The 11,942-nt window shown below is 72.2% G+C and carries 9 protein-coding genes and 1 riboswitch; of the genes, 6 read left to right on the top strand and 3 right to left on the bottom strand.

The window, feature by feature from the left end:
- Nucleotides 1-106 precede the first annotated feature (106 nt).
- The 4 genes from ACIQFY_RS08505 to ACIQFY_RS08490 all read left to right on the top strand — a co-directional run bounded on the left by ACIQFY_RS08505 (nucleotide 107) and on the right by ACIQFY_RS08490 (nucleotide 3,788).
- A complete protein-coding gene (locus tag ACIQFY_RS08505) occupies nucleotides 107-955 on the top strand; it encodes a DUF4397 domain-containing protein (RefSeq protein WP_251154746.1) in 849 nt (282 codons plus the stop codon).
- Nucleotides 956-1,086: 131 nt separating this feature from the next.
- A complete protein-coding gene (locus ACIQFY_RS08500) occupies nucleotides 1,087-2,238 on the top strand; it encodes a glycosyl hydrolase family 8 (protein WP_400339369.1) in 1,152 nt (383 codons plus the stop codon).
- The gene (locus ACIQFY_RS08495; RefSeq protein WP_400339367.1) at nucleotides 2,235-2,948 is read left to right on the top strand and encodes a class F sortase; all 714 of its coding nucleotides are present in this window, start codon (nucleotides 2,235-2,237) and stop codon (nucleotides 2,946-2,948) included. The genes ACIQFY_RS08500 and ACIQFY_RS08495 overlap by 4 nt, the downstream gene beginning before the upstream one ends.
- Nucleotides 2,949-2,993: 45 nt before the next feature.
- Nucleotides 2,994-3,788, top strand: a complete 795-nt coding sequence (locus tag ACIQFY_RS08490; protein WP_200884134.1) for a polyprenol monophosphomannose synthase — start codon at nucleotides 2,994-2,996, stop codon at nucleotides 3,786-3,788.
- A gap of 201 nt (nucleotides 3,789-3,989) precedes the next feature.
- Here the strand turns inward: ACIQFY_RS08490 and treZ are convergent, their stop codons facing one another.
- Genes treZ through glgX form a run of 3 tightly spaced genes read right to left on the bottom strand, consistent with a single transcriptional unit; the run spans nucleotide 3,990 to nucleotide 10,554 of the window.
- Nucleotides 3,990-5,744: a malto-oligosyltrehalose trehalohydrolase gene (treZ, locus tag ACIQFY_RS08485; RefSeq protein ID WP_326495762.1), complete on the bottom strand. Its 1,755-nt coding sequence runs from the start codon at nucleotides 5,742-5,744 to the stop codon at nucleotides 3,990-3,992.
- Nucleotides 5,741-8,188, bottom strand: coding sequence for a malto-oligosyltrehalose synthase (gene treY, locus ACIQFY_RS08480; RefSeq protein WP_400339364.1), 2,448 nt, complete (start codon nucleotides 8,186-8,188; stop codon nucleotides 5,741-5,743). Before treY ends, treZ begins: the two co-directional genes overlap by 4 nt.
- The gene (gene glgX, locus ACIQFY_RS08475) at nucleotides 8,185-10,554 is read right to left on the bottom strand and encodes a glycogen debranching protein GlgX (RefSeq protein ID WP_400339363.1); all 2,370 of its coding nucleotides are present in this window, start codon (nucleotides 10,552-10,554) and stop codon (nucleotides 8,185-8,187) included. Before glgX ends, treY begins: the two co-directional genes overlap by 4 nt.
- A gap of 129 nt (nucleotides 10,555-10,683) precedes the next feature.
- On the opposite strand from glgX, the gene ACIQFY_RS08470 reads away from it, so the two are divergent.
- Nucleotides 10,684-11,004, top strand: coding sequence for a hypothetical protein (locus ACIQFY_RS08470; RefSeq protein ID WP_058727630.1), 321 nt, complete (start codon nucleotides 10,684-10,686; stop codon nucleotides 11,002-11,004).
- A gap of 78 nt (nucleotides 11,005-11,082) precedes the next feature.
- A riboswitch (TPP riboswitch) is annotated at nucleotides 11,083-11,194 on the top strand.
- Nucleotides 11,190-11,939, top strand: coding sequence for an ECF transporter S component (locus tag ACIQFY_RS08465; RefSeq protein ID WP_308301832.1), 750 nt, complete (start codon nucleotides 11,190-11,192; stop codon nucleotides 11,937-11,939). (Overlaps the previous riboswitch by 5 nt.)
- Nucleotides 11,940-11,942 lie beyond the last annotated feature (3 nt).

Below are 11,942 nucleotides of genomic sequence, written 5' to 3'. Positions count from 1 at the left end.
CCACCAGCCCCACGGTCCGCCCACACCCGCACCCGCACCTGCTCCCCAGCCCCAGCCCCAGCCCCAGCCCCAGCACCAGCACCACCCGAACCGAAGGAGCACCACGATGCACGCACGCACCTCCGCGCCCACCGCCACCCGCCGCGCCGCCCGCCGCCCGGTCGTCGTCGCCGGGATCGCCGCCGCCGTCGTCGCCGCCACCGTCGGCCTCGCCGCACCGCAGACCGCCTCGGCCGCGACCGGCTCCGACGAGGGCTGGCTCCGCGTCGGCCATCTCTCCCCGGACACCAAGGGCGTCGACGTCGAGCTGACCAGCCTGTCCGGCGGCAAGACGGTGTTCGAGCTCGACGACGTCACGTACGGCCAGGTCAGCCCCTACCAGGAGCTCCCCGTCGGCACCTACGTCCTCTCGATGCGCGCTGCCGACGCCCCCGACTCCACCCCGGTGATCTCGACCGACGTCCAGGTCCAGCAGGGCGACGCGAACACCGTCGTCGCCTACGGCAAGAACGACGACCTGCAGACCAAGGCGTTCACCGACGACCTGCAGCAGCCCGGTGACGGCAAGGCCAAGCTCCGTCTCGTCCAGGCCGCGACCACGGCGAAGGAGGTCGACGTCAGCACGACCGACGGCACCGCCATCGCCGAGGACGCCTCCTTCGGCACGGCCACCCGGTACGCGACGGTCGGCGCCGGCAAGTGGTCGCTCGACGTCTCCGGCAGCGGCCAGCGCGGGACCGCCGAGGTCGACCTCGCCGGCAACACCGTCTCGACGCTCTTCGTCCTCGACGACAGCAAGGGCGACCTGACCGTCGTGCCCGTCACCGACGCGGCCGCCACGGCAACGACCCCGTCCGGTGGGGTCCAGACCGGTGGTGGCGGCGCAGCCGCCGACCGCCCCGTCACCGAGTTCACGCACGCGATCGTCGCGGCGTTCCGCTCGCTGTTCCACTGACCGACGGGCAGCCGACGGGTCGCGTGACCCGTCGGGCCCGGCCTGGAGGCGCGGATCACCGCAGCCCGAGCGCCCACCTGGTGCGCGCCTCCCGTCCGACCGTCCCCGACCACCCCGGAAGAGGTGCCGGCATGACCCGCAGGACCTGGATCCCCATCACCGCCGCAGCGGCGGTCGTCGTCGCCGTCGGCGTCGCCCTCGTCGCCGTCCGTCCGTGGAGCGACGCCGTGCCGCAGGCAGGAGCGACCTCGAGCGTGACCTCGTCGCCCGCCCCGGACGTCGACCGCAGCGCCGCCGAGCTGCGGCAGGACTTCCTCGACGACTACGTGCAGGACGGCCGGGTCGTCCGCACCGACCAGGGCGGCGACACCGTCAGCGAGGGGCAGGCCTACGGTCTGCTCATCGCCTACGCGGACGACGACCGTGCGACCTTCGGCGACATCTGGTCGTGGACGAAGCGGCACCTGGTGACCGACGACGACCTGCTCGCGTGGCGGTGGACGCCAGAGGTCGGGGTCGTCGACGGCCAGTCCGCGAGCGATGCCGACCTCGACGCCGCCCGGGCACTCGTGCTCGCCGGCGACCGGTGGGGCGACGAACGGTACACCGCCGCGGGCAGGGCGATGGCGTCGGCGATCCTCGAGCACGAGACCGCGGAGACCGACCTCGGGACGATCCTGCTGCCGGGGCCGTGGGCGGACACCGAGCCGTACCGGTACGACGCGTCCTACGCGTCACCCGCCGCGTTCCGGGTGCTGGAACGGGCGACCGGCGACCGCCGCTGGGCGGAGCTCACCGAGGGTTCCCGTGCGGTGACCGCCGCCGTGCTCGACGTCAGCGACCTGCCGAGCGACTGGTCCCAGGTGCACGCCGACGGCACGGTCGAACCGATGCCCGCGAACGGCGACCAGGGCAGCGTCGTCTACGGGTGGGACGCGATGCGGCTGCCGCTGCGCTACGCCGAGGCGTGCTCGGCCGAGGACCGCACGCTCGCCGGGTCGATCGCGCCGACCCTGCGCCGGAGCACCGAGCTCGCAGCCCAGCTCGACCTGGGCGGCACGGCCGTGACCGGGGACACCAGCGCGCTCGCCTACGCCGCACGGGCAGCGGCCGAGCACGCGGCCGGCTCGTCGGCGGCGGCGTCGGCCGACCTGCGGCGGATGGACCGGACCTCGGCGACCACCCCGACCTACTACGGCGACGCGTGGGCAGCGCTCGGCGCGACCATGCTCACGTCCGACGTCCTCGGTGGCTGCGCGACCGACGCGGGAGGCGCCTCGTGACCGGGCGTCGGACCGCGACCGGACCGAGCCGGTGGTGGTCCGGCCGCCCCGGCGTGATCGTCGGTGGAGCGGTGGCGGCGGTCCTCGTCGGCGGCGGCATCGCCGGGGTGGCCGTCGCCACCACGGGGACCGACGCCGCGGGGACCCGGACGGCGGCGACCAGCAGCCCGTCCGCGAGGACGGACCCGGGTGCGGCGGCGAACGGCTCCGGGGCCGGCGACACGTCGGGCTTCCAGGACCCCGCTGCCCCGGCGGCACGCTCGACCGCCAGGCCGGTGCGGGTGGAGATCCCGGCGATCGGTGTGTCCTCGGGCCTCGAGGACCTCGGCCGCGGTGCCGCTGGGGAGCTCGACCCGCCGGAGGACTGGGACAGCGCGGGCTGGTTCGCCGACGGCATCGTGCCGGGGCAGGTCGGGCCGGCCGTGATCGCCGGGCACGTCGACAGCCCAACGAGCGCAGCCGTCTTCTTCCGGCTCGACGAACTCGTGGCCGGGGACGAGATCCACGTGGCGATGTCCGACGGCACGACCCGCACCTTCACGGTCGACCGTTCGGAGCGCGCCGCGAAGTCGGCCTTCCCGACGAGTGACGTGTACGGCAGCGCACCGACCCCGCAGCTCCGGCTGATCACGTGCGACGGTACGTTCGACACCGCGACCGGGCACTACACGGACAATCTGATCGTGTTCGCAGACCTGACGTCGGGCTGACGCAGGGCGACCCGATACCCTTCGATGCGAACCGCGAGGAGCACCATGAGCACGTCCCTGGTCATCATCCCGACCTACGACGAGGCGGAGAACGTCCGCCCGATCGTCGCCCGCACCCTGGCCGCGACCGACGACAGCGTCCACGTGCTCGTCGTCGACGACAACTCCCCGGACGGCACCGGCGACATCGCGGACGAGATCGCGCGTGAGACCGACCGGGTCCACGTGATGCACCGGACGGTGAAGGACGGCCTCGGCGGCGCGTACCTCGCGGGGTTCGCCTGGGGCCTCGAGCACGGCTACGACAAGCTCGTCGAGATGGACGCGGACGGCTCGCACCACCCGGAGTACCTCCCGTGGATGCTCGAGCTCGCCGACTCGAACGACCTCGTGCTCGGCTCCCGCTGGATCAAGGGCGGCGAGGTCGAGAACTGGCCGTGGTACCGCGAACTGCTGTCCCGCGGCGGGAACCTCTACACGCGGATGGCGCTCGGCATCGCGGTGCGTGACGCGACCGGCGGCTTCCGGGTGTTCACGTCGAAGGCGTTCGAGCGGATCGACCTGGCCGGGGTCGCGTCGAAGGGGTACTGCTTCCAGGTCGACCTGTGCTGGCGTGCGCTCGAGGCCGGGCTGCGGGTCGTCGAGACGCCGATCACCTTCACCGAGCGCGAGTTCGGCGTCTCGAAGATGAGCGGCAACATCGTCCGTGAGAGCCTGACGCTCGTGACGAAGTGGGGCATCGACCGGCGGGTGCGCGAGGTGCGCTCCGTCGTGAAGGACCACCGCCGACTGCCCTCGGTGCGCAAGAACGCGCACGCGGTCGGAGACCAGTCCGCCTGACCCGCAACGGCCCGGAACCGGTGCCGGTGCCGGTGACGGCCCGGTACCGATGCCGGTGACGGCCCGGTACCGGTACCGGTACCGGTACTGCCGCGCCGTGCCCGGCCGGTGTCGTGGCCGCTCTGGTCCGCGGAAGCAACAGTCCCCCGTGGGGGTTCCACGGGGGACTGTCGCTCTCGCAGATCGGTCAGGGCACGTCCGTCAGCGCAGGACCACCACGCCGCGCGACGCGAACCGGACCACACCGGCGTCGACGCTCGCCTCACCGAAGCGGTAGAGCTCCTCACCGGTCGCGTCCGGGACGGACACCTCGGCAGCGTCGTCGGCGAAGTTCACCACGACGTGCACCGGCGCCGCGTCGGGCCCGAGCAGGCCGCGGGTCAGCACGAGCCAGCGGTCGTCCCCGTCGAAGCGGACGGCGTTCGCCTCGTAGCGGTGGTCGACGAAGGCCTGCTCGGTGCGGCGCAGCGCGACGAGCACGCGGTAGGCCCGGAGGATCCGCGCACCCCGCTCCGAGGTGACGTCGGCCCAGTCGAGCTTCGAGTTCGAGAACGTCGTCGGGTCCTGCGGGTCCGGGACGACCGATTCGTCCCAACCGTGCTCCGCGAACTCGGCGATCCGGCCCTTCGCCGTGATCTCGCCCAGCGCCTTCTCCGGGTGGGAGGTGAAGAACTGCCACGGCGTGGTCGCGGCGAACTCCTCGCCCATGAACAGCATCGGCGTGAACGGGCCGAGCAGCGTCAGCGCCGCGGCGATGACGAGCGACTCGTCGTCGAGTGACGCCGCGAGCCGGTCGCCCGCGGCGCGGTTGCCGATCTGGTCGTGGTTCTGGTTCGCGACGACCAGCGCCGTCGCGGGCGACGTCCCGCGGTCGATCGGTCGACCGTGCCGCTTCCCGCGGAACGACGACCAGGTGCCGTCGTGGAAGAACCCGTGCTCCAGGACCTTCGCCAGCGCCGAGAGCGGTGCGAAGTCGGCGTAGTAGCCGTTCGTCTCGCCGGTGAGCGCCACGTGGACGGCGTGGTGGAAGTCGTCCGACCACTGTCCGGTCAGGCCGTACCCGGAGGCCTCCTGCGGACGGAACATGACCGGGTCGTTGAGGTCCGACTCGGCGATGAGCGAGAGCGGGCGCCCGACGAACTCCGAGTACGCCTCGGTCTCGGAGGCCATGACCTGCAGCACGTGCGGGCGCGTGGTGTCCCGGATCGCGTGCACCGCGTCGAGCCGGAGTCCGTCGACGTGGTGGTCGCGGAACCACATCCGCACGTTGTCCAGCACGTACCGGCGGACCTCGGGGTGCTCGACGTTGACCGAGTCGCCCCAGGTGTTCCCGAGCCCCTGCAGCAGGTACGGACCGTACAGCGGCAGGTAGTTCCCGCTCGGGCCGAGGTGGTTGTAGACGACGTCCTGGATGACCCCGAGGCCCAGCGCGTGGGCGGTGTCGACGAAGCGGTCGTAGGCGTCCGGACCGCCGTAGGGGTGGTGCACGGCGAACCAGCCGACCCCGTCGTAGCCCCAGTTCCACTCACCGTTGACGGCGTTGACGGGGAGCAGCTCGACGAACTCCACACCGAGCTCGACGAGGTGGTCGAGCTTCGCGGCGGCCGCGTCGAGGGTGCCCTCGGGCGTGTAGGTGCCGATGTGCATCTCGTAGATGACCCCGCCGCGGGCGGGACGGCCCGTCCAGGCCTCGTCGGTCCAGGCGAAGCGCTCCGGGTCCACGACCTCGGACGTGCCGTGCACCCCGTCCGGCTGGTACCGGCTGCGGGGGTCCGGGCGGACGTCCTCGTCGTCGTCGATGCGGAAGCCGTAGCGCGCGCCGACGACCGGGGCGACCTCGTCGGTGCTCCACCAGTCGTCGTCACCGCGGGTCATCGCGTACTCGACGTCGTCGACGACCAGGCGCACGCGCTCGGGGTTCGGCGCCCAGACGGCGTAGCGGGCGGGAACGGTCATGCGTGACCCTCCAGGATCTCGATCTCGGCCTGCTGGTCGGAGACGGCGGTGCCGCCCGACCCGGAGGCCGCGGGGGTGGTCGTCGACGTGGACGAGGAGGCAGCGGCCGCCCCGGCGTCGGCGAGGTCGGCGGGCACGAGGAGCGCCACCGGCAGGTCCGTGAGCAGCTCGGCGAGCGCGATGCCGCGGGACGCCGGGAACCGTCGACCGGTGAGCAGGTCGACCCGGTCGAGCGGCACCGGGTGCACCAGGGTGTCGCCCCAGCCCCCGACCCGCTCGAGTCCGACGGGCAGGCGTGTCGCGACGGTCACGGCACCGCCACGGTCGAACGCCAGGACGTGGTCGGCGGCGCTGCCCGTGGCCTCGAGCCCCAGGTAGCGGGTGAACAGCTCGGGGTGGTCGCGGCGCAGGCGCAGGGCCCGGCTGACGACGAGGGTCTTCACGGCACCGTCGAGTCCGACGGCCGGCAGCCGCTCGGGGCCGTCGTCCTCGGGGCCGTCGAGCCCGGCGAGCACGTGCCGGAGCTCGGCGTAGTCGACCGGTCGGCGGTTGTCCGGGTCGACGAGCGACCGGTCCCAGCCCTCGGTGCCCTGGTAGACGTCCGGCACGCCGGGCATCGTCAGCTGCACGAGCTTCTGGGCCAGCCCGTTCGACCACCCGGCAGCGTTGATGACCTGGTCGAGCTCGTCGAGCACGGCCACGACCTGCGGATCGTCGAACGACGCGTCGACGAGCGCGTGCATCTGCTCCTCGAACGCCTCGTCCGGCTCGGTCCACGTCGTGCTGTCGCCGGCCTCGCGCGACGCCTTCTCGGCGTAGGCGTGCAGGCGATCGCGGCTCGCGGGACGTGCACCGACGACGGCCTGCCACAGCAGGTCAGCCATCACGGCGTCGTCGAGCGGGGCCAGGGACCGCAGCCGCGCGAGGGCGTCGGCCCACTCGGAGCCGAGCTCGGCGAGCACGCTGATGCGCGCACGGGTGTCCTCGCTGCGCTTCGTGTCGTGCGTGGTGAGCGTCGTCATGGTGTGCGGCCAGCTGCCCTGGCGGTCGCGCTGGGCCTGGTGGAAGTCCTCCACCGAGACGGCGAACAGGCTCGGGTCGGCGCCGACCTCGCTCAGGGTGGTCAGGCGCGACGTGCGGTAGAACGCGGTGTCCTCGACGCCCTTCGCCATCACCATGCCCGACGTCTGCTGCAGCCGGACGGCCGCGGCGTGACCGGGGTCGACGAGCGCCGGTGCGATGCGGTCGATCACGTCGTCGAGGTCCGGGCGGGCCTCGGCGGCGCGTTCGAGGGCGTCGATGAGGTGGTGGACGCCCTCGGGCAGGTACGTCCGGTAGACCTCGAAGGACGCGACGATCTCGGCGACGGCGTCGACGACGCGGTCCTCGGGCACGTCGGGTGCCACGGGGGCGAGGAGCCGTGCGAGCCGGCGGACCTCGCTGCCGAGGATGCCGTCGGCGATCCCGCGCCGGGTGTCGTGCGTGAGCTGCTGCCAGTCGGCGGGCTCGGCACCGGACGCGGCGGTGAGCGCCGGTTCACCCGCGGGGTCGACGAGGACACGGTCGACCACGGCGAGGGCGTCGTAGCCGGTGGTGCCGTCGACCGGCCACGACGACGGGAGCTGCTCGCCGGGCTCGAGGATCTTCTCGACGAGCGTGTACGCGCCGCCGGTGAGGTCGTGCAGGTCCTGCAGGTACCCGGCGGGGTCGTACAGGCCGTCCGGGTGGTCGATGCGCAGGCCGTCCACGAGCCCGTCGCGGAACCAGCCGCCGATCGTCGCGTGGGACGATGCGAACACCTCGGGCTCCTCGACGCGGATCGCCGCGAGGGTGTTGACCGCGAAGAAGCGACGGTAGTTGAGGTCGTGGTCCGCGCGCTTCCAGTGCACGAACTCGTAGTGCTGACGGGCGTGCACGGCTGCGACGTCGTCACCGTCCTGCACGGTGCCCTCGGCCGTCGGGTAGGCGGTCTCGCCGACGTACAGCCGGCCGTCCCGCAGCTCGACCGCGTCGAGCAGCCGGTCGTCGAGCACCGGGATCCGGATGCGCCCGTCCCCGGCCTGCCAGTCCACGTCGAAGGCCCACGCGACGGGGGAGCCCTGTCCGGACTCGAGCAGGGACCACCACCACGGGTTCGCCTCGGGGGTGGCGACGCCGACGTGGTTCGGCACGATGTCGACGAGGACACCCAGCCCGGCGGCGTGCGCGGCCTCGGCGAGGGCTCGGAGCGCGGCGTCGCCGCCGCGCTCGGTGTCGACGTGCGAGTGGTCGACGACGTCGTAGCCGTGCTGTGACCCGGGCTCGGCCTGCAGCACGGGGGAGAGGTAGACCCAGTCCGCACCGAGGGTGCGGATGTGGTCGACCACGCCCTGGGCGGCGTCGAGGTCGAAGTCTGCGGTGACCTGCAGCCGGTAGGTGGACGTGGGGACGCGGCGAGCGCTCACGCGGTGGCTCCTGTGGGATCGGGTTCGGGTTCGGTGTCGGAGGAGTCTGGGTCGGCGTCGGTGTCGCTGACCGGGTCCGTTGCGGACGTGCCCTCGGCCGACGCCGTGGGCTGTTCCGCCCCGGACGGAGCAGCGTCGGACGGTTCCGCCCCGGAGGGTTCCGGGTCGGTGGCGGACGCCGCCGTCGACGCCGCGGGGTTGGTCGGGGTGGACTGCCGCCCGCCCTCGACCGACTCCACCTGCGTGGTGGTGACCTCGTGGTCGGGCTCGGCGCGGAGCACGATCATCGAGCGCGCCGGTACGTCGAGCGGGGTCCCGGCGTCGAGGACCGTCTCGCGGGCGCCGGGTTCGGCCGTGTCGATCCGGACGGTCCACCCGGGCGAGTACTCCTCGGGTGGCAGGGTGAAGGTCACGACGTCGTCGTGTGCGTTGTAGTACGTCAGGAACGCCACGTCGGTCACACGCTCGCCCCAGCGGTCGCGGCCGCGGATGCCCTCGCCGTTCAGGTACATGCCGACGCTCTTGCCGAAGCCGGAGTCCCAGTCCTCGGGGTCCATCGCGTCGCCGGACGGGGTCAGCCACACGACGTCGGGCAGTGGCTCGCCCTCGCCCCGGCGCACCGGACGACCGTTGAAGTACCGGGTGCGGCGGAAGGTCGGGTGGTCGTGCCGGAGCTTCACGACGTCGGCGGTGAACTGCACGAGTTCGTCGTCGGCGTGCTCCCAGTCGATCCAGCTGATCGCGGAGTCCTGCGCGTACACGTTGTTGTTGCCGTGCTGGGTGCGGCCGAGCTCGTCGCCGTGGGCGATCATCGGCACGCCCTGGCTGAGCAGCAGGGTGGCGAGGAAGTTCCGCCGGCGCTGCAGTCGGAGCGCGGCGACCTCCGGGTCGTCCGTCGGCCCCTCGACGCCCGAGTTCCACGACCGGTTGTGGCTCTCGCCGTCGTTGTTGTCCTCGCCGTTGGCGTCGTTGTGCTTCTCGTTGTACGCGACCAGGTCGTACAGCGTGAAGCCGTCGTGAGCGGTGATGAAGTTGATGCTCGCCTTGGGCGTCCGGCCGTCGTGCTCGTACAGGTCGGCCGACCCGGAGATGCGCGAGGCGAACTCGCCGAGCGTCGAGGGCTCGCCCCGCCAGAAGTCACGCACGGTGTCGCGGTACTTGCCGTTCCACTCGGACCACTGCGGCGGGAAGTTGCCGACCTGGTACCCGCCGGGCCCGACGTCCCACGGCTCGGCGATGAGCTTGACCTGGGACACGATCGGGTCCTGCTGGACCAGTTCGAAGAAGGCCGCGAGCCGGTCGACCTCGTAGAACTCGCGGGCCAGGGCCGCGGCGAGGTCGAAGCGGAAACCGTCGACGTGCATCTCGGTGACCCAGTACCGCAGCGAGTCCATGATGAGCTGCAGCGAGTGCGGGTGCCCGACGTTGAGCGAGTTCCCGGTGCCCGTGGTGTCCATGTAGTACCGCTTGTCGTCCTCGACCAGGCGGTAGTACGCCGCGTTGTCGATGCCGCGGAAGGACAGCGTCGGCCCGAGGTGGTTGCCCTCTGCCGTGTGGTTGTAGACGACGTCGAGGACGACCTCGATGCCGGCACGGTGGAGCTCGCGCACCATCGCCTTGAACTCCTGCACCTGCTGCCCGCGGTCGCCGGACGACGAGTAGTGCGAGTGCGGCGCGAAGAAGCCGATCGTGTTGTAGCCCCAGTAGTTCGACAGCCCCTTCTCCTGCAGCGTGGAGTCGTTGACGAACTGGTGCACCGGCATGAGCTCGAGCGTCGTGATCCCCAGGCGCTTGAGGTGCTCGATGACCGCCGGGTGCGCGACACCGGCGTAGGTGCCCCGTTGCTCCTCGGGCACGTCGGGGTGCGTCTCGGTGAGGCCCTTGACGTGCGCCTCGTAGATCACCGTCTCGCCGTAGGGGACCCGGGGAGCCCGGTCACCCTGCCAGTCGAAGAACGGGTTGATGACGACGCCCTTCATCATGTGGGACGCCGAGTCCTGGTCGTCGGTCGAGTCCGGGTCGCCGAACGTGTACGAGAACAGCGCCTGGTCCCAGTCGATGTCCCCGCTGGTCGCCTTGGCGTACGGGTCGAGGAGCAGCTTGTGCGGGTTGCCGCGCAGTCCGTTCGCCGGGTCGTACGGGGCGTGCACGCGGAAGCCGTACTCCTGCCCCGGGGCGACGTTCGGCAGGTAGGCGTGCCAGACGTGTGCGTCCACCTCGACCAGGTCGACGCACTCCTCGTTCCCCGCGTCGTCGAAGAGGCACAGTTCCACGCGGTCGGCGACCTCGCTGAACAGGGCGAAGTTCGTGCCGCTGCCGTCGTAGGTCGCCCCGAGGGGGTACGGGTTGCCGGGCCAGGTGTGCAAACAGTCCTCCAGGTGTGGGTTCCGCCACGGTATCGGCGCGGGCCGTCCGCGTCCGCAGACAAGCCCCAGGGGTGGACGGCCGCAGGTGCTCGCCGGCCTGTGGAGGAACCGCCGAGTAGCCTCGCGCGCATGGCCAACATCGTGAGTCAGATCGCAGACAAGGTGCGCCCCGTGGGCGTCTCGACCAACTACGGCGAACCGGTCGAGGTCGGGGACCAGACCCTCATCCCGGTGTCCATCGGCTGGTTCGGCTTCGGCGCCGGCGGGGACGACGAGAACGGCGGCGGCGGTGGCGGCGGGGCGTCGATCCCCGTCGGTGCCTACGTGCGTCGCCCGGGGCAGGACCTGCAGTTCGAGCCGAACCTGATCTCGCTGCTCGCGGTGAGCATCCCCACCATCTGGGTGACCGGCAAGGCCCTGAGCAAGGTGATCCGCGCCCTCAAGAAGTGACCCACCGGACGGGAGGCCCGTGGCGACGCCGCCACGGGCCTCCCGTCCGTCACGCGGTCGCGACCGCGTCTAGACTGCTGCCACACACACGGGAGTCCGGGACCGCCGGGCTGAGAGGGAGCGAACGGCGCTCCGACCGTCGAACCTGATCCGGGTCATGCCGGCGCAGGGAGGAGTCAGCAACCATGCCTGCAACCACGCAGTCCGCAGCACCGTCCACCACCGTCAGGCGCTCGTTGCGCTGGCGGGTCGTCGACATCGTCGTCGCGAGCGTCCTCGCCGTCGCGATCGGTGTCGTCTTCAAGCTCTGGGAGTTCGGCTACGAGCCGATCAGCGCCGTCGCCGCCCTGGTCCTCCCCGGTACCCAGGCACTCTTCGGCGGGGTCTGGCTGCTCGCCGGGCCGCTCGTCGCCATCGTCGTCCGGAAGCCCGGGGCCGCGCTCTACGCCGAGATGGTCGCCGCCAGCGTCGAGGCACTGCTCGGTACCCAGTGGGGGTGGCTGACGCTCGAGGCCGGTCTCGTGCAGGGCCTCGGGGCCGAGGTCGTGCTCGCACTGTTCCTCTACCGGGCCTACCGACTGCCGGTCGTCGTGCTCGCCGGTGCCGCCGCGGGGCTCGCCCTCGGCATCAACGACACCGTGCTCTGGTACCCGGGGCTCGACGCGGCCTTCAAGACCGTCTACGTCGTGTCCGCCGTGGTGTCCGGAGCCGTGATCGCCGGGCTCGGTTCGTGGCTGCTCGTGCGGGCGCTCGCCGCGACCGGCGTGCTGTCCTCGTTCGCCGCAGGGCGTGAGCACGCCCGACGGACGCACGCGACCACCCCGCAGGAGTCGTCCGCCCCGACCGGCGCGACCGTTCCGCTCGACGGCGCGCAGTCCGGCACCGCGACGCCCGCTGCCGAGCAGGCCGAGCGCGGGTCCCGCGCCGCCCGGTGACGG

Origin of the sequence: Curtobacterium sp. NPDC092190, assembly GCF_044755625.1 — a bacterium.
Taxonomy (GTDB): domain Bacteria; phylum Actinomycetota; class Actinomycetes; order Actinomycetales; family Microbacteriaceae; genus Curtobacterium.
Note: the sequence above shows the minus strand (reverse complement) of the source record. Positions and strands in the feature narration are given on the sequence as shown.

Excerpts from the sequence above, each read along its gene's own strand:
- ACIQFY_RS08505 (WP_251154746.1), top strand. The coding sequence starts at position 107 with ATGCACGCACGCACCTCCGCGCCCACCGCCACCCGCCGCGCCGCCCGC.
- ACIQFY_RS08500 (WP_400339369.1), top strand. The coding sequence starts at position 1,087 with ATGACCCGCAGGACCTGGATCCCCATCACCGCCGCAGCGGCGGTCGTC.
- ACIQFY_RS08490 (WP_200884134.1), top strand. The coding sequence starts at position 2,994 with ATGAGCACGTCCCTGGTCATCATCCCGACCTACGACGAGGCGGAGAAC.
- treZ (WP_326495762.1), bottom strand. The coding sequence starts at position 5,744 with ATGACCGTTCCCGCCCGCTACGCCGTCTGGGCGCCGAACCCCGAGCGC.
- ACIQFY_RS08470 (WP_058727630.1), top strand. The coding sequence starts at position 10,684 with ATGGCCAACATCGTGAGTCAGATCGCAGACAAGGTGCGCCCCGTGGGC.
- ACIQFY_RS08465 (WP_308301832.1), top strand. The coding sequence starts at position 11,190 with ATGCCTGCAACCACGCAGTCCGCAGCACCGTCCACCACCGTCAGGCGC.